The following is a 23,402-nucleotide window of genomic DNA, read 5'->3' on the forward strand; positions in this document are numbered from 1 at the left end:
ATAGGGCCGCGCAATCATGCCAGACACTGCCCTCATGCCGATCCCCGGACAGATCGATCCGGTTCCGCTCCCGCGCGACATCACCCCGCGCGAAGATGGCCGCATCGACCTCATCGGTCTGCCGAAAAAGCGCATCGCCGAACTGTTCGAAGCCGCCGGCCTCGATGCCAAGGCGGCCAGATTGCGCGCCAAGCAGGTGTTCCACTGGCTCTACCACCGCGGCGTCACCGATTTCGAGGCAATGACCGATATCGCCAAGGCCATGCGGCCGTGGCTGGCGGAACGCTTTGTCATTGGCCGGCCGCAGATCGTGGAGGCGCAGCATTCGGTGGACGGCACGCGCAAATGGCTGCTGCGCACCGATGACGGGCATGATTACGAGATGGTGTTCATCCCCGATGCGGATCGCGGCACGCTGTGCGTGTCCAGTCAGGTGGGCTGCACGCTCAATTGCCGGTTCTGCCACACCGGCACGATGCGCCTTGTCCGCAATCTGACGCCGGGCGAGATCGTGGGCCAGGTGATGCTGGCGCGCGATGCGCTGGGCGAATGGCCCAAGGGGCGGATGGACTTCGTGGTTGCCGAGGATGAAGGTGAGGAGGCATCCGAATACACCTCTGACGGTCGCCTGCTCACCAATATCGTCATGATGGGCATGGGTGAACCGCTGTACAATTTCGACAATGTGAAGGGCGCGCTGCAACTGGTGATGGACGGCGATGGGCTTGCATTGTCCAAGCGGCGTATCACGCTGTCCACCAGCGGCGTGGTGCCGATGATGGCGCGCTGCGGCGAGGAGATCGGCGTGAACCTTGCCGTGTCGCTGCACGCGGTCACCAAGGAAATCCGCGACGAGATCGTGCCGATCAACCGCAAATACGGGATCGAGGAATTGCTGGCTGCCTGCGCCGCCTATCCCGGTGCCTCTAATGCGCGGCGCATCACCTTCGAATATGTAATGCTGAAGGACAAGAACGACAGCGACGCCGATGCGCGCGAACTCGTGCGCCTGATCCGGCACTACAAGCTGCCTGCCAAGGTGAACCTGATCCCGTTCAACCCCTGGCCCAGCGCGCCCTATGAATGTTCCACGCCTGAACGGGTCAAGCGCTTCTCCGATATCGTGTTCGAAGCGGGCATTTCCGCACCGGTGCGCACCCCGCGCGGGCGCGATATCGATGCCGCCTGCGGCCAGCTAAAAACCAGTGCCGAACGCAAGAGCCGCGCTGAACTCGACCGGTTGGCCGAGGAAAAGCAGGCGGCTTTAGGGTAGCTGCGCCCCCGCAGCCACCATGCTGCATTGCCCGCCAATCCAGACTTGCCCGTTTTCATCCTGCTCGCACAGCACGCGCCCGTCCGCGCCGGTCAACTGCCCCTGCGCGGCAACATAGCGGCCCTTGACCAATCCGCTGGCGAACAGGTGCATGGCAAGCCCGGCATTGAAACTGCCTGTCACAGGGTCTTCGACCACCTGCCCGTGCTGATTGGCGAAAAAGGCGCGCACTTCCCAATCCACGCCCGATCCCGGTGCACCCGGTGCGGCAAGGCCAATGTCGGTGCCCGATGGCGCGCGCGCCTTGGGGACCGCCGCCAGCACCTCTTCGGCGGAAGCGAGCCGCAGCAATTGCCAATTGGGGCCGTTGGCAATGTGCACTGCCTCCACAATCTGCGCAGGATCAACCCCGGCGATGCGCGCGGCTTCGTCCCGCTCCGGCGCACCGAGCGGGCCGTAGCGGGTCATCGGCGGCGCGGCGAAGGCGAGCGTGTCGCCATCGACGCGCACCTCCACCAGCCCCGCCCCGCATTGCTGCACCACCACGCCGCCGCGCTGGGGTGTTCCCCCGGCGGCAAGCCATGCATAGGCGCTGCCCAATGTCGGATGCCCGGCAAAGGGCAATTCGCCGGCGGGGTAGAAGATTCGCACACGGTAATCCGCCTCAGGCTCTGTCGGTGGCAGCAGGAAGGTCGTTTCCGAAAAGCCGAGCCACTGCGTCAGGCGCAGCATGGTCGGCGCATCCATCCCTTGCGCAGCGTGCACCACGGCCAGCGGATTGCCGCTGAGCGCGCCATTGCCAAAGACATCCACCAGATCGAGCTGCATCGCGCGCCTTTCCAATCCTGCTTGCACCCGACCAGGCAAGGTTCCATTCTCACCCGGCATGAGCGACCCCGATACCCTCGCCTTCTACAACCGCGAAGCGCCGCGTTACACCATCAGCGGGCGCGATGGCCCTTCGCGCGATCTGGATGCCTTTCTGGCCCGGCTTGATCCCGGCGCGCGGATTCTGGAACTGGGCTGCGGGGCGGGCAAGGATGCCGAGCATATGATAAAGCGCGGCTTTGTCGTGGTGCCGACCGATGGTTCCCGCGCGATGGCAAAGCGGGCGGAGGAACGCCTCGGCATACCGGTGCAGGTGCTCAGCTTCGACCAGCTGGATGCAGTGGAAGAATATGACGCGGTCTGGTGCCATGCCTCCATCCACCACCAGCCGGGCGCGGGCCTGCCCGATGTGCTGGCCCGCATTGCCCGCGCGCTGAAGCCCGGCGGCTGGCACTTTGCCAATTTCAAGCTGGGTGATGGCGATGCGCGCGATATGTTCGGCCGCCTCTACAATTTCCCCACAGCAGACGCCTTGCGCGCCGCCTACCTCGCCGTGCCCGGCTGGCGAATCGGTGAAGCACGCACCTATCAGGATGGCGGGCTGGACAAGGTGCTGCGCGACTGGATGGCAGTGACTATGCAGAAGGATCCTGCGTGAACCCTATCGTCCAAGCAATCTGTGCCGGACAGCCGGCCCCCTTTCGCGGCGAGGAAGCGAGCGCGATTGCCAAACAGCCGCTGGATGGCCCGGCACGGATCACGCCGACAGGTGTCGCAGGCGATGCACAGGCCGACCGCAAGCACCATGGCGGGCCCGACATGGCGCTGCATCTCTACCCCCTCGACCACATGGCCTTCTGGCGCGGGGAGCTGGGCGATCATCCCCTGCTGGCCGAACCGGGCAGCTTTGGCAGCAATATTGCCGTGCACGGGCAGGACGAAATGCAGGTGCATATCGGCGACCGCTTTCGCCTCGGCACCGCGCTGATCGAGGTGAGCCAGCCGCGCCAGCCCTGCTGGAAGATTGCGCACCGCTTTGGCGAACCCAAAATGGTGCGCCGAATCGTGCAAACCGCACGTTGTGGCTGGTATTTCCGGGTGCTGGAGGAAGGCACGGCGCAGGCGGGCGATGTGCTGCAATGTGTGCAGCAGGGACAGGGCACCATGACAGTCGCGCGCTGCTTTGGCGCCATCTGGGGCCATCCGCGACAGGATCGCGCCGACACGCTGCGCGCGATCGTGGCCCTGCCTGCACTGGCGGACAAGTTGCGCGGACAGGTCGCGGATATTCTGGCCGGCCGCTGACGCTTCGTCGCGTCCACGAAACGGCCTGTCCTGCCTTTCAAAAGACAACAATCCGTTCAGCTTAGGTTGGGGAACAATGAACGAGAACGGGCATTGCCACTCATATCCAGACGGCAACGAAAGGACCGAACAATGCGCAAGACCATTCTCACATTCGCCGCCGCGATGCTGGCGATCCCGGCTGCGCCCGCCATGGCTGGTCCGCCCAGCTGGGCTCCGGCGCACGGCTACCGCGACAACCATCCGCAGGCGCAGTATTACCATGTTGCCGATCGGCGCGATTACCGCCGCGACAACCGCCGCATCTACGATGACCGCGGCCGGTATGTCGAGCCGCGCCGCGTCACCCGGCAGGATCGCATCTGGCGCGGCAATGATGGCCGCTATTACTGCCAGCGCAGCAACGGCACCACCGGCCTGATCGTGGGTGCGGCCGGCGGCGCACTGGTTGGCCGGGCGATTGACACGCGGGGCGAGCGCGCCACGGGCACGATCCTGGGCGCAGCGCTGGGCGGCCTGCTGGGACGCGAGATCGATCGCGGTGAAGCGCGCTGCCGGTAAGGCCAATTGCGGCCGCGCGGGCAAATCCGCCCTCAAAGGCCACAAAATCGCTGCAATTCCGGGGCACAAGGGCCCGGATGGCGCGACAGCCACCGTCCCGCTCCCCCTTCGCGGGACAAGCGATGCCGTCCTTCCTTGCAGCGGAAGGGCGGCATTGTTGCTTTGGGCACAACCGCCTTTGTGAGGCATGGCCAAGCCTTGCCCGATCCGTTATGGACAAAGTCAACAGGCCGCAGCGCCCCTATGTGCCATCCGGGAGAGCCCCATGATCGAAACCGCACTGGTTTCCTGCGACGACCATCTCGACCTGAATATGCTGCCTGCCGATGTGTGGACGCAGCGCATGGCATCCAGCTGGGGCGAACGCACTCCGCGCCCGATGGAGCAGGAAAACGGCAGCGCGCTGTGGATGGCAGATGGGCAAAGCTGGGGCTTCTGGTCGGGCCGTCCTTTCCCTTTCACGGGGCCGAAGCCGATCCATACTGCCTATGATCGCGGCGGGATTGAAGATCTCTCCGAACTGCGCGCAGGCCACCCGCATTTGCGCCTTGCCGATATGGACCGCGATCAGGTGTGGGCGCACGTGATCTTTGGCCCCGTTACCTCCATCGTCACCCCGGACGATGCGTTCATGCGCGCCTGCTATGCTGCCTATAACGACTGGCTTTACGAGGATTTCTGCACCGCCGCGCCCGACCGGTTGCTGGGCGTCGCCATGTTGCCCCCGCATCCCGAAGCCGCGCTGGCAGAGCTGGAGCGTCTGGCCAAGGGCGGCAAATGCCGGCAGGCCAACCTCCAGATCGCTGTGTGCGAGCCGCGCCTTGAGGATGCACGATGGAACCCCTTGTGGCGGCTGCTGGAGGAAAGCGGCATTGTGCTGTCCTTCCATGTCACCGTGTTCCCCGGCGTGACCAAAGCATTCGACAAGTACAAGGGATCGCCCGGCGCGACCTTCCTGCACGCCAAGATGTTTATCGAGCAGTTCCTCGATCCGTTTGTCGATCTGTTCGCCTGGGGCATTCTGGAACGGCATCCCGACCTGAAGATCGTGATTGCCGAATGCGGCGCAGGGTGGGTTCCATGGGTGGTGGAGGAACTGGATTACCGCCACCATCGCCTGTGGGAATGCGCCGATTACTGGGACGACAAGGGCGGCATCCCGCACCAGATGAAGCCGTCCGAACTGTTCAAGCGGCAGGTTTACGGCACCTTCCAGCAAAGCGCGACGACGATGGCGCTTACCGATTTCTGGGGGCCGGAGAACCTGCTCTGGGCCAGTGATTATCCGCATCCCGACAGCATCTGGCCCAACTCCGTCGCCAAGATCGCGGAGCATATGGGGCATATGCCCGCCGATCAGGTGCGCGGCATCGTCGGTGGCAATGCAGCAAAGCTTTACGGGCTGGATCTGGCCAAAGCCACGGTCCGCGCCAAGCTGCCCATCGGCAAGGATCGCGCGGCGGCCTAGGTTGTTGCTAGCCCGCTTCGTGCGCGGGCATGGGCAGCACCCGGCCCAGCAGTGGCAAAGCGATCATGGCCGCGCCTGACGCGGCCAGCGCCGTGCCGACGCCGAAATCCTGCGCGACATGGCCCCACAGCCAGCTTCCCAACGCCAGACCGCCAAAGGTGAGCGCGCTGGCCATGGCGACAATGCGGCCCACCGCGTGGCGCGGCGCCCATAATTGGCTGGAGACCGAAAAGCCCGACAGCGCCTGCACCCAGCCTGCACCGGCCACCACCAGCAGCGCCAGCATCACGGCCAGCCCCGGTTGCGCCGCCACGCCAAGGCACGCCGCGCCATAGACCAGCCCCGCGCCGCCGGTAATCGCCTCTGCCGAAAGGCGCTGGCGCAGCCATGTCGCACTGGCCGCGCCGATCACCGCGCCCAGCCCCAGCGCGCCCAGCAGAATGCCATAAGTCGACGCTCCCCGCCCGAGCATCTGTGCCGCGACCAGCGGCATCAGCGCCCAGGCGGCAGCGCCCGCCAGCGTGAACAGAGATGCGCGGGCGAGGATCGTGCGGATCTCACGCGACTGCGCGGCAGCGCGCAGGCCTTCGCCTATCATCGCAGCCAGGTTGAGCCGCGTTTCAGGAGGCGGGGAACTTCCGCGCCATCTGATGTAGAGAGCCAGTGCGGCGACATAGAAGACCGCAGCCCCGCCAAAGGCCGCCTGCGCCCCGCCCGCGCTCACTATCGCACCACCCAGTGCCGGGCCAATCGCACGTGCAGCATTGAATATCAGGATGTTGAGCGCCACAGCTGCCGCCAGTTCTGCGCCGGGAACCACGCTGCGGATCGATGCACCCATGGCGGGGCCAAAGCAGGCCGCGCTGCAGGCGATCACCCCGGTCAAGACGATCACCGGCGCGGCCCTCGCCATGCCCAGCCCTGTCAAGGCGATCAGCAACGCGCATCCCGCCAGCATGGTAAGGTGTGCACCGATGATGATACGCCGCTTGTCATGCATATCCGCCCATGCGCCTGCGGGCAGCGCCAGCAGCAGGATCGGCAGGTTGAGCGCGGTCTGCACCAGTGCCACGACATCAGCAGGTGCGCCGCTGGCGGTCAGATGCCAGGCTGCCCCAACGCCTTCCACCGAATGGCCCAGATTGGTCAGCAGCACCCCGCCCATCATCAGCGCAAAGGCGCCGTGGCGAAGCGGGGCAAAGCTGCGGGGCCAAGGGGACGTCATCGTCGCCGATCTGCGCCTACCCCATCGCCAAGGCAAGCGCGATTGATTGCTTGTGTTAAGTATCCTTTTGGGATACCTCTGCGCCCATGCACAAGGCCGGTCAGAAAATCCGCGCCTGGCGCGAAGGCCAGGTGCCGCCCCTTTCGGCGGAGGAATTCGGCGCGGTTTACGGCGCGCCCGATGGCTGGCCCAGCCGCACCGTCTATGGCTGGGAAGTCAAAGGCAAAATCCCCCGCCCGCCTGTTCAACGCCGCCTTGCCCAACTGGGCATTTGCGATCCGGCCGACTGGCTGGAGCCCGCTCCGCCCGCGACTCCCTCCTTTCTGGATGATGATCCTGCCATGACCCCTGCCGCCCAAGGGCCCGCCACCCACCCCTTTTTCGCGCTGCATACGCACGGCTTTGTCCGCGTGGCGACCAGCACGCCCGATGTGCGCACCGCCGATATCGCCTTCAACCGCGACGCGATCCTGGCCGAGGCGCGCCGGGCGCATGACGCCCATGTCGATTTGCTCGTCTATCCGGAAATGTGCCTGTCCTCCTACATCCTCGATGATCTGGTGATGCAGACCGCCTTTCTGGAAAAGGTGCAGGCCGCGCTTGCCGAGATTGCCGAGGCGAGCCGCGATCTGACGCCGGTTCTGGTGATCGGCGCGCCGCTGATGGCGCAGGGCCAGCTTTACAATTGCGCGGTGGTGATCGCGGCGGGCGAAATTGTAGGCGCTGTGCCCAAGAGCTTCCTGCCCAATTACCGCGAATTTTACGAGAAGCGCTGGTTCGCGCATGGCCGCAATGTGAAGGGCGCGACCATGCACGCGGCGGGGCGCAGCTTCCCCTTCGGCACCGATCTGATCTTCCAGAGCAGCGCGATTGCCGATTTCCGCCTGCATATCGAGATTTGCGAGGATATGTGGAGCCCGGCCCCGCCTTCCATCGAAGGCACGCTGGCAGGCGCCACGGTGTGCGCCAATCTGTCCGCATCGAACATCGTGATCGGCAAGGCGGACAAGCGGCATCTGCTGGCGCGCGCCCATTCGGCGCGCACCTCTTGCGCCTATGTCTATTCCGCCGCCGGGCACGGGGAAAGCACCACCGATCACGCGTGGGACGGGCAAGGCTTCATCTACGAGCTGGGAAGCCTGCTGGCGGAAAGCGAGCGCTTTGCCCTGCATCCCGAACTGGCGGTGGCGGATGTCGATTGCACCGCAATCATGGGCGACCGCATCCGCAACAAGACCTTTGACGATGCAATAGAAACGGCAGGACGCCCGGCCGACCGCTTCCGCACCGTCGCGCTGGTGCACCATCCGATGCGCGGCAATATCGGACTTTGCCGCCCGCTCGCCCGCTTCCCCTTCGTGCCCGCACGCCAGCACAGGCTGGACGAGGATTGCTATGAAGCGTTCAACATCCAGGTCGACGGCCTGATGCGGCGGATGGAGGCGACCAAGCCGGAAAGTCTGGTGATCGGCATATCGGGCGGGCTGGATTCCACCCATGCGCTGATCGTGGCGGCCAAATGCTGCGACCGGCTCGGCCTGCCGCGCACGATGATCCGCGGCTATACCATGCCCGGCTTCGGCACCACCGATCACACCAAGGGCAATGCGTGGAAGCTGATGCAGGCGTTCGGCATCACGGCGGAAGAGATCGACATCCGCCCTGCCGCCACGCTGATGCTGCGCGATATCGGCCACGCCTTTGCCGATGGCGAGCCCGTGTATGACCTCACCTTCGAGAACGTGCAGGCGGGCCTGCGCACCGATTACCTTTTCCGCCTTGCCAGCCAGCACAAGGGCTTTGTGATCGGCACGGGCGATTTGTCCGAACTGGCGCTGGGCTGGTGCACTTACGGTGTTGGCGATCATATGAGCCATTACGCGGTGAATGCGGGCGTCCCCAAGACGCTTATCCAGCATCTCATCCGCTGGGCGATCCGGTCGGAACAGTTCAGCCATGATACCGATGCCGTGCTGCAGGCCATTGTCGATACCGAGATCAGCCCCGAACTGGTGCCGGTGGGGGCCGATGGCGCGGTGCAGAGCACCGAGGGCACCGTTGGCCCCTATGCGCTCAACGACTTTTTCCTGCATCACATCATGCGCTGGGGGCAGAAACCGTCCAAGGTCGCTTTCCTCGCCTGGCACGCCTGGCGCGATGCGGCGGCAGGGGAATGGCCGCCATTCTTCCCCGAGAGCGAACGCACAGAGTATGAATTGCGAACCATCCGCCTCTGGCTGGAAAAGTTCCTGTGGCGCTTTTTCCAGACCACGCAGTTCAAACGCAGCGCGATACCCAACGGCCCCAAGGTGTCGAGCGGCGGCGCGCTGTCCCCGCGCGGAGACTGGCGCGCGCCCAGCGATGCCGTGGCCGCCGTATGGCTGGAGGAACTGAGTGCCAATGTGCCAGACAGCACAAACGAAGGCTGAGGGGTTGCTTCAGCCCCCGGGCGTCACCCGGATCACCGCGCCATCGGCCTGATCAGTCAGCAGATAGAGCGCACCGTCCGGCCCGGTGCGCACATCGCGCCAGCGCTGGCCCAGTTGCCGCAACAGATGTTCGGGTCGGCCGATCGGGTGCCCGGTCGCATCGGTTTCATACCGCAGCACGCCTTGGGTGAAGCTGGCAAGGAACAGGTCGCCGCGCCATTCGGGAAACAGGTTCCCGCTGTAGAAAGACAGATTGCCGGGATTGAGCGAAGGCGGGCCGAAGTTCAGCACCGGATCAACCTTGCCCGCCATGCCGCGCACCGCTTCCTGCTGCTGCCCGTTGTAATGGAAGCCTTGCGTGACGCCCATCCAGCCGTAATCGCCCCCGCGCATGATGCGGTTGACTTCGTCCCCGCCGCGCGGGCCAAACTCGCTTTCCCACAGCTCGCCGGTAAAGGGGTTGATGGTGAGGCCCAGCGGGTTGCGGTGGCCGGTGGACCAGACTTCGGGCGCGTGCCCTTCGCGCCCCACCCACGGATTGCCCGGCGGCACGCTGCCATCATCGTTCAGGCGCAGGATCTTGCCAAAATGGTTGGAAGGATCGGCAACCATCTCGCCGTAATTGCGATCGCCGCTGGTGACGAACAGGTATCCATCGGCGTCGAACAGGATGCGCCCGCCAAAACTGCCAAAAGCGGGGCCCTGACCGCAGCAGCGTTCCGGCTGCGTCATCGCGCCATACCACGGGGCGGCGGTGAAAATGACTTCCCAGCCCGTCAGGCTCGGCCCGCCATCCCAGCGCGCACGGGCGACCATCAGCGCCTGCTCGTTCTCATTTGCGGGATTATTGCCCGAATAGGCAAAATATATCAAACGGTTGCTGGCAAAATCGGGGTGCAGCGCAATGTCATTCAGCCCTGCAATGCCCAGCGTGTACATCGCCGGCAAGCCTGCAATCGGATTGGGATCGAGCACGCCATTGCGGATCACGCGCAGGCGGCCGGGCCGTTCGGTCACCAGCATTGCCCCTTCCGGCGTGAACACGAAGCCCCAGGGATTGGCAAGGCCGCGCGCCACCACTTCGGCGCGGATTGGCCCGTGTTGCGTGGCCATATCCCACGGCCCCGCGGCGAGCGGCCCGCCTTGAAACGGCGGCGCCATGGCCGGGCGGGTAGGCGGCGCAGGGGCCGTGCTTTGCGCCAATGCCGGGCCGGCAGTGGAAAGAGTGCACAAGGCCAGCGCCGCCACAGCGGACACCCACGGCAAAAGCTTCATGATGTAGTCCCTTCCTCCCGAAAGCAGCGCCGCGACACAAAGGCTGTATGGCGATGCCATGCTTTTGCCTTATCCTATTGCCGGGTCAGTCATCGCACAATGACTTTGTCCGAAATTTGCTGGAACTGTCGCCGGGTCATTGCTGGAGGCTAAGACGGGAAGCCCTATGTCTCTGGATCACATCAATAAAGCGGTTCTCGTCACCGGCGGTGCGCAGCGATTAGGGGCCGCCATCGCGCGCGGTTATGGCAGGGCGGGTTGGCACGTGGTGGTGCATTACCGCGCCTCGGGTGCAGCCGCCGAATCCCTCGCCCGCTCGCTTCCTTCGGCCGAGACGGTGCAGTGCGACCTCTCAGACAGCGATGCCGCCATTGCCATGGTGGAGCAGCTCGCCACGCGCCTGCCCGATTGGCGGGTGCTGGTGAACAATGCCTCCACCTTTGCCGAAGACCGGTTCGACGCGCTCGACCCGCTGGTGAATGCCGCCGCCACCCGCGTCAACGCCGTTGCCCCCGTGCGCATGGCGCAGGCCTTTCTGGCACGCGCCCGATCGGCAGCCGGACGCCGGGTGATCCAGCTGACCGACCAGAAGCTGCGCAATCCCAATCCCGATTTCTTCAGCTACACGATGAGCAAGCACGCGGTGGATGCGGCAGCCGTGATGCTGGCAATGACCTGCAAGGGCGCGGACAGGGTCTACCGCCTCGCTCCCGGCGCGATCCTGCCCAGCCATGACCAGACCGATGCAGAGGCCGAGATTTCGCATCGCATGAACCCGCTTGCCCGCCGCACCGGGGCGGACGAGGTCGCCGATGCCGCGCTGTTCCTCGCCACTGCCCCGCTCGCCAGCGGACAGGCGCTCTACATCGATTCGGGCCAGCACCTTTTGTCGCAGCCGCGCGATGTGCTTTATCTTGCCCGCTCACCGGATGCAGGCCGAGGCTGAACAGCTCTCGCTCAATCGGGCCGACACAGCGGGTCCTGCGCGAAACACTCGGCGAGGAAATCCAGAAATATCCGCGTGCGGGCCGAAATATGGTGGCCGCTGGGAAGCACCGCGTGGATCGGCATGGGCTCAGGCTCGAAATCGGGCAGGACCGGCAGCAGGCGACCCGTCGCCAGATCATCCTCGAACAGCCAACGTGCGCTTTGCACAATATCCGCCCCCGCCAGCGCGGCGGCGCGCAGCGTGCTGGGGCAATTGGCCCGCAGGCGCCCGTTCACGCGAACGCTGCGCCCGCCGGTGAAGCGCCATTCGTTGCCTGCGCCCAGCAGCGAAAACAGCACGCAATCATGATCTTTCAGGTCAGCCGGGATAACAGGCACCCCCGCACGCGCCAGATATTCGGGCGATGCTGCCAGCATCCGCCGCGCCACGCCGATACGCCGCGCGATCAACTGCGAATCCACCAATTGCCCCACACGGATGGCCATATCCAGATTGTCGGAAACCAGATTGAGCGCGCGGTCGGAAATCACCAGTTCGACCGCAATACCGGGGTGGCAATCGAGGAACTGCTTGACCATAGCCGCCACCTTTCGTTCAGCCAGCGATTGCGGACAGGTTACGCGCACCAGCCCCTTGGCCTGCGGTGCAGCGCTGATCCGGGCCTTGGCCTCGTCAATCGCCGCCAGCGCCTGTTTGGCGGCATCGTAGAATCGCTGCCCCTCCTCTGTCAGCGCCAACGAGCGGGTGGTGCGCTGGAAAAGGCGGGCTTCCAGATGGCTTTCGAGCGCAGCCACCTGCTTAGACACGGTGGATTGCGTCACGCCCTGGCCGGTGGCTGCAGCGGAGAAGCTGCCGGCTTCGGCCACGGCGACAAAGGTCTGCATCCATTCGGCGATCATTCATGCGCCCTTTGAATAGGTTATATTCGCATTTGCCAGCTTATCTTCGAGGCATGAATAAGTATAGTTGGCGGGGCGTGCCGCTATCGGGCTGCCGCTGAAAGGGCCAGAAGGGGTTGAAATGGCCACGGACGCATCTGCAATTCGAGATCAAGCTGCTGTTTCCGAAGAGGAATTTTCCTCGACCGTCCGGAAAACGCGCAAGCGGCACGCGCTTGCTACGCGCATCTGGCACTGGGTGAACCTTGCCAGCGTGGTGATCCTGTTCATGTCAGGCCTGAACATCTCCAACGCGCACCGCTATCTCTATTGGGGCGACTGGGGCTTTTCGCCCGATCAGGCATGGTTGGCGGTGCCACGCTTTCCGGGCTGGATGACGATCCCCGATTATTACAGCCTTGCCATCGCACGCGATTGGCACGTGCTGTTTGCCTGGGTGTTCGCGCTCAACATCACGCTTTTCATGATCGTGTCGCTGGCGAACGGGCATTTCGTGCGCGACCTGTTCACGCGGGCGGCGGAATGGAGGCCGGCGCATATCTGGGCCGATATCCGCGCCCATCTGCGCCTGCAATTCGATCATGCCGGGTCCAAGTTCAATTTCCTGCAGAAGGTCGCCTATTCCAAGGTCATCTTCCTGCTGCTGCCGCTGATGATCTTCACCGGCATGGCGATCAGCCCCGGCATGAACGCGGCCGCGCCGTGGCTGCTCGACATCTTCGGCGGGCGGCAGAGCGCGCGTTCGATTCATTTCCTCTGTGCGTGGGCATTGATGGCGTTCCTGCTACTGCATCTGGCACTTGTGCTGCTGTCCGGCCCTGCGAAGCAATTGCGCGACATGATCACGGGAGGGCGCGAAGATGCGGCGGCGTAATTTCCTGGCAGCAGCGGGCGCGGCTTTCCTTGCCGGCTGCAACAAGGTCGGTGAAAGTCAGGTGTTTGGCGCACTGGTGGATGGCGCGGAAAGCTGGCACCGCGGCATCCACCGCGCGCTGGGCATGGGCCGCATCACTATGGCGCCTGAATATACAAGCGCCGATGTCAGCCCTTTCTTCCGCGGCAACGGCACAACCGAAGTCGGCACGCCCGAATACAACGCCGCACGCGAGGCCGGCTTTGCCGATTGGCGCGTGGCGGTTGGCGGGCTGGTGGAAACGCCGCTGTCGCTCTCGCTCGACGATCTGCGCAGCCTCCCCCAGCGCACGCAGATCACCCGGCACGATTGCGTGGAGGGGTGGAGCGCGATCGGCGAATGGACCGGGCCGCAGCTTTCCGCCGTGCTCGCCATGGCAGGCGTGAAGCCCGAAGCGCGCTTCGTGGTGTTCCGCTGCGCCGATAGCTTGCGCAGCGGCCCCTATTACGAAAGCTGCGACATGGATGATGCGCTGCATCCGCAAACGATCATCGCGCATCTGCTGAACGGCGAGCCGCTGCCGGAACGCAATGGGGCGCCGCTGCGGATGCGGATCGAGCGGCAGCTGGGTTACAAGCATCCCAAATATCTGACGGGTATCGAACTGGTCACCAGCCTTGACGGCATCGGGCTTGGCAAGGGCGGCTATTGGGAAGATCACAACGGCTACCAATGGTATGCCGGCATCTGACTGGCACCTGCCACGTCCCTGCACGCATTGACACACCCCCATCAGCCTGCAAACCTTGCCCCGGAACCAACAGGAGGGAGACGGGGCCAGCCATGTGGCTTTTGGACAAGATGCTGCGCAAGCTGATCCGCGCAGGACAGCTGATCATCACCGACCATGATGGCAAGGTCTACCAATACGGCCCGGGCGGCGGCACGGCTGAGAGCGGCGACGCGCCCATTCGCATCCGCCTGACCAACAGCAAGGCGGCGGGCCATATCGCCCGCTATCCGCAAGTCGGCGCGGGCGAGGCTTTCATGTGGGGCTGGCTGGAAGTGGAGCCGCCGCACGATATCCGCGACATGATCCTGTTCGTCACCGCCCAGTCCAAGGCGCATGGCGACCGCGCGCTGCAACCGCAGGGGCCGGTCAAACGGCTGATCCAGAAGCTGGCGGCCAAGGCGGACTCGATCAATCTGAAAGGCAAGGCGCGCAAGAACGCCGAGCATACCTACAACCTGACTCGCCGCCTGTATGAGCTGTTCCTGGATGAGGACCGGCAATATACCATGGCCTATTACCGCGATGCGGACCCTTCCAAGACCAGTTTGGAACAGGCCCAGCGCGACAAGAAGGCGCATATGGCAGCCAAGCTGTATATGCAGAAGGCACGCGAAATGGATCGCCCGATGCGCGTGCTGGATATCGGCTGCGGCTGGGGTGGCTTCGCGCTTTACCTCAACAAGCATTACGGCTGCGAAGTGCTGGGCGTGGCGCTGGCGCCCGATCAGATCGCCTTCTGCAAGGAGCGCGCCAAGGCCGCCGGGGTGGACGACAAGGTCAAGTTCGCGCTGATGGATTACCGCGATGTCGAAGGCACATTTGACCGCATCAGTTCGGTCGGCCTGCTCGAACACGTTGGCACGCCGCATTACCCGCAGTTCTTCGAACACACCAACAAGCTGCTCGCGCCCGATGGCGTGATGTTCAGCCATTGCTGCGGGCGCGCCGGCCCGCCGGGCTTTACCGATGCCTGGACGCGCAAATACATCTTCCCCGGCGGCTATATCCCCGCTTTGTCCGAACTCGTCACCCAGTCCGAACGTTATGGCTGGCAGGTGATGGACGTGGAGGCGATGCGCTTCCATTATTCCTACACGCTGGAGGAATGGTACAAGCGCACCGTGATGCACCGCGCGGAAATCACGCAAATGTATGACGAACAGTTCTACAAGATGTGGCTGTTCTATCTGGCGGGGGCGGAACAGTCTTTCCGCAACGGCACGCTGGTCAACTGGCAGATCCAGTATGTGAAGGACCGCGCCGCGATCCCGATGACGGGCGAATATGTGTATGAGGAGAGCGCCCGGCTGCGCGCCGCGGAGGAGCCGCCGGTCTGGCACCTCGATCCGGCATTGAAACAGGCGGCGGAGTAACGGCGCGTGGGCCGGGGAAGGATCGCGGCACTGGCGGCCATTGCCCTGATCGCCCTCCCCGCAAGCGCGCAGACCCCGCCCCCCGGCATCCCCGTGCCGCCGCTGTCGGATGCGCCCTATGTCTTCGCCACGGCGGAGGTGCCGCAGATCACCGTGCAGGTGGTGGTACGCGGCTTTGCCCGGCCGTTCGCATTCGCCTTCCTTCCCGATGGCGATCTGCTGGTGGCGGAACGCAGCGGCCATCTGCGCCTGATCCGCGCCGCCACCTCCAACCAGCCGCAGCTTGATCCGCAACCGATCGAAGGGATGCCGCAACCCGGCACCACGCAGGGCAGTTTCGGCCTTCACGATGTGGCCCTGCACCCGGATTTTGCACAGAACCGTCTGGTCTACTGGACATGGAACATACCCGTCCCCCGCAGTGATGGCGAGCCGCCCAATCAGGGCCGCTTTTCGATCATGCGCGGGCGATTGGAAGGAGGGCGACTTTCCGGCGTAGAAACCGTGTTTGCGGTGGAGGAGGCGGGCTATGCCGGCGGCACACGCATCGCCTTTGCGCCGGATGGGACGCTCCTTGCCACCACCAGCGCGCCATTTGGGGCGGAAGGGCAGGATATGGCCAGTCCTTATGGCAAGGTGCTGCGCCTCCATGCCGATGGATCGGTGCCGGGAGACAATCCGTTTGCCGGGCAGCCGGGCGCGCATCCGGCGATCTACTCGCTGGGGCACCGCGATCAGCACGGACTGATGGTGCTGTCCACGGGCGAGGTGTTCAGCGCCGAACACGGGCCAAATGGCGGGGACGAGCTGAATCGCGTAACCGCAGGCGCGAATTACGGCTGGCCGCTGGTAAGTCTGGGTCGCAATTACGATGGGACGGCCCTTCCCGATGCACGATGGCAGGCCGACGGCATGACAGACCCGCTGGTCGCCTGGCTCCCCTCCATCGCGCCATCGGGCCTGCTGCACTATACAGGAAATGCCTTTCCCGCGTGGAAGGGCAGCGTGTTCATTGGCAGCGGCAGGCGCGGCAATGTGGGTGGCACCGGCGGGCTGGAGCGCCTGGTGTTCAATGCGCAGTGGCAGGAATTGCGCCGTGAAACGCTTCTTGGAGACTTGCGCCAGCGCGTGCGCGATGTGGCGCAGGGGCCAGACGGGCTGATCTATGTGCTGACCGATGGCCCGGCAATGGCAGTATTGCGGGTGGCGGGGTGATCCGGCGCTTTGCTCTTTCCACACCGGCGATGGCTGCTTAAGCGTATTTAGATGACTCTGTCCGAAAAACTGCTCGACAAGCTGGTCGCCCGCCTTCTCACGAGGGGCACGCTTACCCTCCACCATGCCAGCGGCACCAGCACCATCCACGGCACACCCACCCCCGGCTTCCCCGATCTGGCCCTGCGCTTTGCCGATGCGAAAGTGGCGCGCGATGTGCTGCTCGATCCGCGGCTTGGTCTGGGGGAAGCCTTCATGGATGGCCGCTTCACTGTGGAAGGCGGCGATATCATGGACTTCCTCGCCCTCGTGCGGGCGAACAATCCGTGGGAGAAGAAGGGCCGCCTCGCCCCGCCCAGTCCCTTGCGCGCGGTGACGGGCAAGGTGAAGGCAGCGATCCGCGCGGTGAACAAGCCCGGCTCCTCGCGCCGCAATGTCGCGCATCACTACGATATCGGCAACGAGCTCTACCGCCTGATGCTCGATACCGATCATATGCAGTATTCCTGCGCCTATTTCCCGCGTGAGGACATGACGCTGGAGCAGGCGCAGGAGGCCAAGCTGGCGCATATCGCGGCCAAGCTGAAGCTGGAGCCGGGGCTCCGTGTGCTCGACATTGGCTGCGGCTGGGGTGGGATGGCGATCTTCCTTGCCGCGCGTGCAGGAGTGACCGTGCATGGCATCACGCTGTCGCAGGAACAGCTCGCGCTGGCCCGGACGCGGGCCGAGGCGGCAGGCGTGGCGGACAGGGTGACGTTCGAGCTGGTCGATTACCGCGATCTGGCCGCCCGCGGATTGCAGTTTGACCGGATCGTCTCGGTCGGAATGTTCGAGCACGTCGGCGTGCCGCAGTTCGAGACGTTCTTCCGCGCCTGCGCCACGCTGCTGAAGGATGACGGCGTGATGCTGCTCCATACGATCGGCCGGATGGGCGGGCCGGGGCGCACCGATGCCTTTACCGACAAGTGGATATTCCCCGGCGGCTATATCCCGGCGCTGTCCGAAACGCTGGCGGCGAGCGAGAAGGTGCGCCTGATCGCGGCCGATGTGGAGACGCTTCGGCTGCATTACGCCCGCACGATCCGCCACTGGTATTCCCGCACCTTGGCGCACCGCGACGAGATCGTCGCGCTGATGGACGAGCGGTTCTATCGGTTGTGGACCTTCTATCTGGCGGGCGCGGCGACGAGTTTTGAAAGCGGGGCGATGTGCAATTACCAGATCCAGTATGTTCGCAGCCGCCACGCTCTGCCGCTGACGCGAGGCTATATCGAACAGGCCGAGGCGAAGCTGCTGGGGCAGCCTTGAGCAGCAACAGCGTTGCGGCCCGCCCCGTCGCCTGATAGGCGCGCCGCGACCATTCTGCGGAGCGATTCCATGTCCGATATCAAGCGTGTTGTCCTTGCCTATTCCGGCGGCCTCGACACCAGCGTCATCGCCAAGTGGCTCTCGGTGGAACGCGGGCTGGAAGTCGTCACCTTCACCGCCGATCTGGGCCAGGGTGAGGAGATCGAGCCCGCCCGCACCAAGGCCCGCGCCATGGGTATTCCGGACGAGCACATCTTCATTGAAGACCTGCGCGAGGAGTTCGTCCGCGACTTCGTCTTCCCGATGATGCGCGCCAATGCCCGGTATGAAGGGGATTACCTGCTGGGCACCAGTATCGCCCGCCCGCTGATCTCCAAGCGTCTGGTGGAGATCGCCCACGCAACCGGTGCCGACGCCATCGCCCACGGCGCGACCGGCAAAGGCAATGATCAGGTGCGGTTCGAGCTTTCGGCCTATGCGCTTGATCCCGATATCAAAGTGATCGCCCCGTGGCGCGAATGGGATCTGACCAGCCGCACCGCGCTGATCGCCTGGGCCGAAGCGCATCAGATCATGGTGCCCAAGGACAAGCGCGGCGAAAGCCCCTTCTCGACCGACGCGAACCTGCTGCACACCTCGTCCGAAGGCAAGGTGCTGGAAGACCCGTGGGAAGAGACACCGGACTATGTCTATTCGCGCACGGTCAATCCGGAGGACGCGCCAGACCAGCCCGAATACATCACCATCGACTTCGAACGCGGCGACGGCGTGGCTCTCAATGGTGAGGCGATGAGCCCGGCGACCCTGCTTGCCGCGCTCAACGAACTCGGCCGCAAGCATGGGATTGGCCGGCTTGACCTTGTCGAGAACCGCTTCGTCGGCATGAAGAGCCGCGGGATGTACGAGACCCCCGGCGGTGAGATCTACGCCCGTGCCCATCGCGGCATTGAACAGATCACGCTGGATCGCGGCGCCAGCCACCTCAAGGACGAGCTGATGCCGCGCTATGCCGAGCTCATCTACAACGGCTTCTGGTTCAGCCCGGAGCGCGAGATGCTGCAGGCCGCCATCGACCACAGCCAGGCCAAGGTCACCGGCACCGTCCGCCTCAAGCTCTACAAGGGCCTCGCATCCGTGGTTGGCCGCAAGTCGCCCCATTCGCTCTATTCCGAAGCGCACGTCACGTTCGAGGACGATGCCGGCGCCTATGACCAGAAGGACGCCGCCGGCTTCATCAAGCTGAACGCGCTCCGCCTGCGCCTGCTCGCCAGCCGAGACCGCAAGCGCTGACCGGCGCGGCCTTGCGGTGAAGCGTTGACTTATCCACCCTTGTCCACTGGCTATTTTTGCAAAAGTGGATAAGTCCGCCACCCCCATATTGCGGGACTCAGGCGTCAGGCGCATTTCTTCCTTATCGAAAGCCAAGACGGGACGCCGACCGAAAGATTGCCCCGGCAATCAAAAGGGACCGCAAACCGCTTAAGCTTGCGAGACAAGGGCAAAGCACATTGCACCGCCTGTAGGACAGAGGGACATACCCGAAAGGGATAACCCGCCATTCTGCAAGGCCGGCAGCGCGCTTCACCTTGGTAACGACCGGAGACCTGCTGCTCCTGCAAACGGCGCCAACGCCACCACCGCAAGGTGAAGGCCCGGCGAGGGATGCAAAGCGGCAAGGCACCAGTCGCGGATGCCCGACTAGGCAAGGGACAGGTCCGCCGACCATGCCCGGCCCCGAAGGCGATCCGGCACCGGCGCGAGCGCCGGGCGATGATGCGGAATGGCTTGCCATACCGCGACAGGCCGGGCGTGAAGTGTTTCGCAGCAGCGAGGCCCACACGCCGGTGAGAGTGGGGTCGGCAGCAATGCCGGCCCCATTTCCGTTCCGGTTGCCTTCCCGCCCCCGATTCTCCGCCGGAATGCGGCCAATTGTGGCGGGAAAGGGGCAGAATGAGGCGCGCCTTATGGCTTCCCATGCCTCTGCCGCCTAAACGCTTCCCCCATGACGGGCCTCAAACCCTCCTTTGCCAGTGGCCGCGCGGTGCCGCGCATCGCCCTTGCCCTTGCCGCCAGCGCGGTGCTGGGCCTGACGCTGGCCGATGCCGGCCGGGCACAGACCGCACAGGACAGTGTGGCCGCCAGCGCCGTTGCCATCCCCGCGACCACGGCGGTGAGCGGCCCGACCTTCCAGCCTTCCGCCGAGGCCCTGGCCGAACAGGCCGCGCTTGCCCTGCCACAGCCGATTGAACCCCTTGCCGAGGCACCTTCTGCTCCCGCCGCCACTCCGCTGGGCACCCCGCTCGGTTCTGGCATTGCCAGCTTCTATGCCGACCGGTTCAACGGCCAGCGCACCGCCAGCGGGGAGCGGTTCGACAACCGCGCACTGACCGCCGCGCACCGCACCTTGCCCTTTGGCAGCCTTGTGCGCGTCACCAACCCGGCTAACGGCGCATCGGTCGTCGTGCGCATCACCGATCGCGGGCCGTTCAGCCATGGCCGCCTGATCGATGTCAGCCGCGCCGCCGCCGAGGAGCTGGGCCTTGTCCGGGCCGGCCATGGCCGGGTCGAGCTGGAGCTGCTGGAGGGCTGATCGCCCTTCCCCCTGCCAAGGCCGCAAATCCAACTTGGGCTTGGCACGCTGGACTCTGCGTCCACTTCGCAACAAGCTCTAACCAACTGATCCGGCGCCGCTTTTTAGCCAAGCCGCGCACTAACGACACACAGAATAAACAAAATTGTCTTTCAACCCCGCGCAACAATCATGCGCGCCTCCCGCGCTTGGCCTCCTCCTCCACTTGGGCGGCATACCAGCTTTCGCTGCGGGCAAAGCGCGCCTCCTCCTCGCTCGCAACCTCCGGATCCTCGAACAGATCGACGCTGCGCCCCGGCACCGGCTCGTCGGCTTCCCAGTTGAGACTGGCGCTCTCGATCCGCTCCAGCAGCCGCTCGAATGCGTCGGAGGAATATTCGCGCGCCATCTGGCTGCGCCCCACGCGCCACGGATTGGCCAGCACCCATTGCGCCAGGCGGTTGTCATAGCGGCGCACCGTGCCCACCAGCTCGCCATGGTAGAAGCGCTGCTCCTCCACCCCGTTGATCGCGCGGTCCATCAAGGCATGGGCCAGCTGGCCAAAGCCCATTTCCAGCGCGACTTCCCACCCCAGATCGAACGGCGTCTTCTTCATCCGGTTGCGAAGCGCATAGGCGCTCGCCCGGCTCATCCCCACCGCGCGTGCGGCATGGGCGACGGATTGGGTGGCGGCCAGCTCGCGCAGGAACTCCACCATCTTGCCGCGCGTCCACTCATTGCGGCGCACGGGGCGAGTTCTGGCGGGGAGTTTCGCGGCGTGGGAGGGATCGGTGGTGTCGGGCATGGGGTCTTCAGGCATGGGGGGCCTTTCGTGGGATGTGGGGGTTTTAGTGCGGGGGATGGGCGGAATGGCGCGCACAGAGGCACAGAGACACAGAGACGTTGGGCCGGAATCGATGCGCTATGACGCGCCCATCCTCAGCGCTGTGACGCGCCCCCCCCCTAACCCCTCCCGCTTACGGGAGGGGAGAAGCAAGCGCAACACAGTCCCCCTCCCGTTTACGGGAGGGGTCGGGGGTGGGAATGGCGAAGCGCCGGGGTTGGCGCGCAGAGGCAAAGCCCCACCCCTCACCGCCAACGCGGCCGCTCGGGCAGTTCCTCCAGCAGATCGAAGGAGCAATAGCCCAGCACCGCCATCTCATTCGCGCGATGCCGCGCCCTCAGCGCCTCGGCTTCGGGAGGCGGCGGCGGCAGATGGTCGACAACATGGCGCAGCCACGACCGCTCATGCGCCTGCCGGTCGCGCTCGCTGGTGGGCGAGAGAAACACCGACGACGCGGCGCGGGGAAGAAGGGACATGGAGGATCAGCCTTTCGCAAGCCTTGGGGGGCATGGAGGGAGGCACGGATCGGGGGGTGTAGGAAAGGGGGATCTATTTCATATTACTAAGCGCACGCGAAAACAAAGGCTGGTAGTATGCGTCCGACATCATCGTTGGATGTTGCGCGACAAGCTGCGCCCGATCAAGTTTCTTCAAATCATCATTTTGTACGACAGATAAAATCATCAAGGCTTTCGCATGGGAAATTTCTGTCCCTGAAGACGAGTTACCGGCTTTAAGGAAAGCCTTTACAGCCTTGTATCTCTTTGGATCAGTACGCAACCCATCATGAAATTCAAATACAGACATACCTTCATCACCCGACCACCGCCGAATTAAGGCTGAAAATTCACTCCAAAGCGAAGTCCCATAGAATAAAGGTGAAAAACCAGCTACTTGCCGGGATAGAAATTTGTGTCTAGACCACACGCCTAAAGTACTCTTTACCTCGCTCCACAAAAGCGAAAAGTTATCAAAACGACTTACCATGAGCAGTCTACTGTAGGTCATGGAAGGCTCGTTACCCTTTAAAGCTAATCTTAGCGCCGAAAATTGGGAGTTCTTGAACTTCCTCGAAAATCGAGTTTGAGACATTGCGACCATAGATAAAATATACACCATGTCGTCAACAGCTTCTCCACTCCGAAAGAAATCAATTAATCGGTCTATTTGATTCTTAGTTACACCCGATTTTGACCAAGCTGCGAATAGCTCCTTTCGCAGACCCGGCTGATCCGAAAGAAGCCAAAAGAAAATATCATCCGGAATCGGCGTCCTTGTATTTTTAGCAATTGCCAGCAACCTTTTGATTAGCTTCGGACCGTTCCCATCCTTAAAAGCATCTCGACCACGATTTGATCTCAATAACCAAATGGACATTCGCCCATAAATATTTTCCCAATATTGAAGAAAATATTTCTTTTTCAGTCTGACTGAAATCTTTTCAATGAAGGCATTTTCTAAAATTTTGAAATGCTTCTCAGCTTCACTTGCTGTAAGTATCTTTGTCTTTCCGCTATTTACCCTTAAATTTCGAGTTTGAAGAGACAAATCAAGGTCCCGCAAAACGCTTTTTGCTTTTGCGATGCTATCAACTCCAAAATCAATATCATCCATGTAGCGAGCATAATCCGCATCTGGATCAACACTGAACAGGGCATCAATCTCGAAAAGGTGGGTGTGCGCCAACAAGCGCGGGGCATCAAAATCCATCTGCGGAAGACCGATACCGAAATTTGGCATGTAATCAGGACGCCACAGCATCGCATCTAAAATAAATAACAATAAATCTAACGAATACTCTTTCTCAAGTCCGTAGTCAGAAAGTATTGATCTCAAGAATTGATGTATTATGAAATCATAATAATTTGCAATATCGGTTACTACAATAAATTTTCTATTTTGAGAAAATTTCAATATTTCTTTCTGAAAGTCTAGCCAGGACTCTATCGGGCCATACCCCCATTGATCTTCTTCATCTTCGACATTCACTTTAGCGAAAGGCTGATCTTGTGGCGCATAAAATGCGGTTTGCGAGGGCGCGTGCTTAGAAACCTCCCGCCACAACGCATTGGACAAGATTTGTAAAATGAGCGCATCTGAGGGATCGGGAAGAGCAATCTGCCGGCAAAGTCCTTTAGACTTTTCCATTGTTAATCTTAGGGCGTAGACTCATTAGCGGCGATCCATAGGCGTGTGCAGAAGAGCTTGATGGCAGCGAGGAAGTTATCGCTTCGT

21 protein-coding genes are annotated in these 23,402 nt (G+C 63.2%); 14 read left to right on the forward strand and 7 right to left on the reverse strand.

Translation table 11 applies throughout. The features are described from left to right. Window positions 1-16: 16 nt before the first annotated feature. Window positions 17-1,273, forward strand: a complete 1,257-nt coding sequence (rlmN, locus tag WFP44_RS05160) for a dual-specificity RNA methyltransferase RlmN (RefSeq protein WP_336925311.1) — start codon at window positions 17-19, stop codon at window positions 1,271-1,273. Here the strand turns inward: rlmN and WFP44_RS05165 are convergent. Then, window positions 1,265-2,101, reverse strand: coding sequence for a PhzF family phenazine biosynthesis protein (locus tag WFP44_RS05165; protein WP_336925312.1), 837 nt, complete (start codon window positions 2,099-2,101; stop codon window positions 1,265-1,267). The two genes, rlmN and WFP44_RS05165, sit on opposite strands and share 9 nt — an antisense overlap. Before the next feature lie 58 nt (window positions 2,102-2,159). Between WFP44_RS05165 and WFP44_RS05170 the strand changes: the two genes are divergently transcribed. The 4 genes from WFP44_RS05170 to WFP44_RS05185 all read left to right on the forward strand — a co-directional run bounded on the left by WFP44_RS05170 (window position 2,160) and on the right by WFP44_RS05185 (window position 5,435). Beyond that, on the forward strand, window positions 2,160-2,759 hold the full coding sequence (locus WFP44_RS05170; protein ID WP_336925313.1) for a class I SAM-dependent methyltransferase: 600 nt from the start codon (window positions 2,160-2,162) through the stop codon (window positions 2,757-2,759). Then, window positions 2,756-3,406: an MOSC domain-containing protein gene (locus WFP44_RS05175; RefSeq protein ID WP_336925314.1), complete on the forward strand. Its 651-nt coding sequence runs from the start codon at window positions 2,756-2,758 to the stop codon at window positions 3,404-3,406. Before WFP44_RS05170 ends, WFP44_RS05175 begins: the two co-directional genes overlap by 4 nt. Before the next feature lie 132 nt (window positions 3,407-3,538). Continuing rightward, complete coding sequence (locus WFP44_RS05180; RefSeq protein ID WP_336925315.1) at window positions 3,539-3,967, forward strand: glycine zipper 2TM domain-containing protein; 429 nt, start codon at window positions 3,539-3,541, stop codon at window positions 3,965-3,967. A gap of 265 nt (window positions 3,968-4,232) precedes the next feature. After that, window positions 4,233-5,435, forward strand: a complete 1,203-nt coding sequence (locus WFP44_RS05185) for an amidohydrolase family protein (RefSeq protein ID WP_336925316.1) — start codon at window positions 4,233-4,235, stop codon at window positions 5,433-5,435. A 7-nt stretch (window positions 5,436-5,442) separates the two neighbouring features. Here the strand turns inward: WFP44_RS05185 and WFP44_RS05190 are convergent, their stop codons facing one another. Further along, on the reverse strand, window positions 5,443-6,660 hold the full coding sequence (locus WFP44_RS05190) for an MFS transporter (RefSeq protein WP_336925318.1): 1,218 nt from the start codon (window positions 6,658-6,660) through the stop codon (window positions 5,443-5,445). Window positions 6,661-7,001: 341 nt separating this feature from the next. On the opposite strand from WFP44_RS05190, the gene WFP44_RS05195 reads away from it, so the two are divergent. Then, window positions 7,002-9,089, forward strand: coding sequence for an NAD(+) synthase (locus WFP44_RS05195; RefSeq protein WP_336925354.1), 2,088 nt, complete (start codon window positions 7,002-7,004; stop codon window positions 9,087-9,089). 9 nt (window positions 9,090-9,098) lie between these two features. On the opposite strand, the gene WFP44_RS05200 is transcribed toward WFP44_RS05195, so the two are convergent. Then, window positions 9,099-10,364 carry a PQQ-dependent sugar dehydrogenase gene (locus WFP44_RS05200; RefSeq protein WP_336925320.1) on the reverse strand — a complete coding sequence of 422 codons (1,266 nt, stop codon included), beginning with the start codon at window positions 10,362-10,364 and terminating at the stop codon, window positions 9,099-9,101. Window positions 10,365-10,530: 166 nt separating this feature from the next. On the opposite strand from WFP44_RS05200, the gene WFP44_RS05205 reads away from it, so the two are divergent. After that, window positions 10,531-11,310 (forward strand): SDR family oxidoreductase, encoded by a 780-nt coding sequence (locus WFP44_RS05205; RefSeq protein WP_336925322.1) that lies wholly within the window; start codon window positions 10,531-10,533, stop codon window positions 11,308-11,310. Window positions 11,311-11,321: 11 nt separating this feature from the next. On the opposite strand, the gene WFP44_RS05210 is transcribed toward WFP44_RS05205, so the two are convergent. Further along, window positions 11,322-12,212, reverse strand: coding sequence for a LysR family transcriptional regulator (locus tag WFP44_RS05210; RefSeq protein ID WP_336925324.1), 891 nt, complete (start codon window positions 12,210-12,212; stop codon window positions 11,322-11,324). A 121-nt stretch (window positions 12,213-12,333) separates the two neighbouring features. On the opposite strand from WFP44_RS05210, the gene WFP44_RS05215 reads away from it, so the two are divergent. From WFP44_RS05215 to WFP44_RS05245, 7 genes are all read left to right on the forward strand, one after another. Beyond that, a complete protein-coding gene (locus WFP44_RS05215) occupies window positions 12,334-13,086 on the forward strand; it encodes a cytochrome b/b6 domain-containing protein (protein WP_336925326.1) in 753 nt (250 codons plus the stop codon). Then, window positions 13,073-13,816, forward strand: a complete 744-nt coding sequence (locus tag WFP44_RS05220) for a molybdopterin-dependent oxidoreductase (protein ID WP_336925328.1) — start codon at window positions 13,073-13,075, stop codon at window positions 13,814-13,816. Before WFP44_RS05215 ends, WFP44_RS05220 begins: the two co-directional genes overlap by 14 nt. Before the next feature lie 92 nt (window positions 13,817-13,908). Continuing rightward, complete coding sequence (locus WFP44_RS05225) at window positions 13,909-15,231, forward strand: cyclopropane-fatty-acyl-phospholipid synthase family protein (RefSeq protein WP_336925329.1); 1,323 nt, start codon at window positions 13,909-13,911, stop codon at window positions 15,229-15,231. Between the two features lie 6 nt (window positions 15,232-15,237). Then, a complete protein-coding gene (locus WFP44_RS05230; RefSeq protein WP_336925331.1) occupies window positions 15,238-16,446 on the forward strand; it encodes a PQQ-dependent sugar dehydrogenase in 1,209 nt (402 codons plus the stop codon). A gap of 51 nt (window positions 16,447-16,497) precedes the next feature. Beyond that, entirely contained in the window at window positions 16,498-17,754 is a 1,257-nt protein-coding gene (locus WFP44_RS05235) for a cyclopropane-fatty-acyl-phospholipid synthase family protein (protein ID WP_336925332.1), read from the forward strand. 69 nt (window positions 17,755-17,823) lie between these two features. Next, window positions 17,824-19,044: an argininosuccinate synthase gene (locus tag WFP44_RS05240; RefSeq protein ID WP_336925333.1), complete on the forward strand. Its 1,221-nt coding sequence runs from the start codon at window positions 17,824-17,826 to the stop codon at window positions 19,042-19,044. A gap of 712 nt (window positions 19,045-19,756) precedes the next feature. After that, window positions 19,757-20,344, forward strand: coding sequence for a septal ring lytic transglycosylase RlpA family protein (locus WFP44_RS05245; RefSeq protein WP_336925334.1), 588 nt, complete (start codon window positions 19,757-19,759; stop codon window positions 20,342-20,344). A 169-nt stretch (window positions 20,345-20,513) separates the two neighbouring features. On the opposite strand, the gene WFP44_RS05250 is transcribed toward WFP44_RS05245, so the two are convergent. The 3 genes from WFP44_RS05250 to WFP44_RS05260 all read right to left on the reverse strand — a co-directional run bounded on the left by WFP44_RS05250 (window position 20,514) and on the right by WFP44_RS05260 (window position 23,315). Continuing rightward, a complete protein-coding gene (locus tag WFP44_RS05250; RefSeq protein WP_336925335.1) occupies window positions 20,514-21,128 on the reverse strand; it encodes a hypothetical protein in 615 nt (204 codons plus the stop codon). A gap of 284 nt (window positions 21,129-21,412) precedes the next feature. Further along, window positions 21,413-21,643, reverse strand: a complete 231-nt coding sequence (locus tag WFP44_RS05255) for a hypothetical protein (protein ID WP_336925336.1) — start codon at window positions 21,641-21,643, stop codon at window positions 21,413-21,415. 73 nt (window positions 21,644-21,716) lie between these two features. Then, window positions 21,717-23,315, reverse strand: a complete 1,599-nt coding sequence (locus tag WFP44_RS05260) for an RNA-directed DNA polymerase (protein ID WP_336925337.1) — start codon at window positions 23,313-23,315, stop codon at window positions 21,717-21,719. Between the last annotated feature and the right edge of the window lie 87 nt (window positions 23,316-23,402).

Origin of the sequence: Alteraurantiacibacter palmitatis, from assembly GCF_037154115.1 — a bacterium.
GTDB lineage: Bacteria > Pseudomonadota > Alphaproteobacteria > Sphingomonadales > Sphingomonadaceae > Alteraurantiacibacter > Alteraurantiacibacter palmitatis.

What these genes read in the sequence shown, in the direction of transcription:
- rlmN (WP_336925311.1), top strand. Translation starts at nt 17, where the DNA reads ATGCCAGACACTGCCCTCATGCCGATCCCCGGACAGATCGATCCGGTT.
- WFP44_RS05165 (WP_336925312.1), bottom strand. Translation starts at nt 2,101, where the DNA reads ATGCAGCTCGATCTGGTGGATGTCTTTGGCAATGGCGCGCTCAGCGGC.
- WFP44_RS05170 (WP_336925313.1), top strand. Translation starts at nt 2,160, where the DNA reads ATGAGCGACCCCGATACCCTCGCCTTCTACAACCGCGAAGCGCCGCGT.
- WFP44_RS05180 (WP_336925315.1), top strand. Translation starts at nt 3,539, where the DNA reads ATGCGCAAGACCATTCTCACATTCGCCGCCGCGATGCTGGCGATCCCG.
- WFP44_RS05185 (WP_336925316.1), top strand. Translation starts at nt 4,233, where the DNA reads ATGATCGAAACCGCACTGGTTTCCTGCGACGACCATCTCGACCTGAAT.
- WFP44_RS05190 (WP_336925318.1), bottom strand. Translation starts at nt 6,660, where the DNA reads ATGACGTCCCCTTGGCCCCGCAGCTTTGCCCCGCTTCGCCACGGCGCC.
- WFP44_RS05195 (WP_336925354.1), top strand. Translation starts at nt 7,002, where the DNA reads ATGACCCCTGCCGCCCAAGGGCCCGCCACCCACCCCTTTTTCGCGCTG.
- WFP44_RS05200 (WP_336925320.1), bottom strand. Translation starts at nt 10,364, where the DNA reads ATGAAGCTTTTGCCGTGGGTGTCCGCTGTGGCGGCGCTGGCCTTGTGC.
- WFP44_RS05205 (WP_336925322.1), top strand. Translation starts at nt 10,531, where the DNA reads ATGTCTCTGGATCACATCAATAAAGCGGTTCTCGTCACCGGCGGTGCG.
- WFP44_RS05210 (WP_336925324.1), bottom strand. Translation starts at nt 12,212, where the DNA reads ATGATCGCCGAATGGATGCAGACCTTTGTCGCCGTGGCCGAAGCCGGC.
- WFP44_RS05215 (WP_336925326.1), top strand. Translation starts at nt 12,334, where the DNA reads ATGGCCACGGACGCATCTGCAATTCGAGATCAAGCTGCTGTTTCCGAA.
- WFP44_RS05220 (WP_336925328.1), top strand. Translation starts at nt 13,073, where the DNA reads ATGCGGCGGCGTAATTTCCTGGCAGCAGCGGGCGCGGCTTTCCTTGCC.
- WFP44_RS05225 (WP_336925329.1), top strand. Translation starts at nt 13,909, where the DNA reads ATGTGGCTTTTGGACAAGATGCTGCGCAAGCTGATCCGCGCAGGACAG.
- WFP44_RS05235 (WP_336925332.1), top strand. Translation starts at nt 16,498, where the DNA reads ATGACTCTGTCCGAAAAACTGCTCGACAAGCTGGTCGCCCGCCTTCTC.
- WFP44_RS05240 (WP_336925333.1), top strand. Translation starts at nt 17,824, where the DNA reads ATGTCCGATATCAAGCGTGTTGTCCTTGCCTATTCCGGCGGCCTCGAC.
- WFP44_RS05245 (WP_336925334.1), top strand. Translation starts at nt 19,757, where the DNA reads ATGACGGGCCTCAAACCCTCCTTTGCCAGTGGCCGCGCGGTGCCGCGC.
- WFP44_RS05250 (WP_336925335.1), bottom strand. Translation starts at nt 21,128, where the DNA reads ATGCCCGACACCACCGATCCCTCCCACGCCGCGAAACTCCCCGCCAGA.
- WFP44_RS05255 (WP_336925336.1), bottom strand. Translation starts at nt 21,643, where the DNA reads ATGTCCCTTCTTCCCCGCGCCGCGTCGTCGGTGTTTCTCTCGCCCACC.
- WFP44_RS05260 (WP_336925337.1), bottom strand. Translation starts at nt 23,315, where the DNA reads ATGGAAAAGTCTAAAGGACTTTGCCGGCAGATTGCTCTTCCCGATCCC.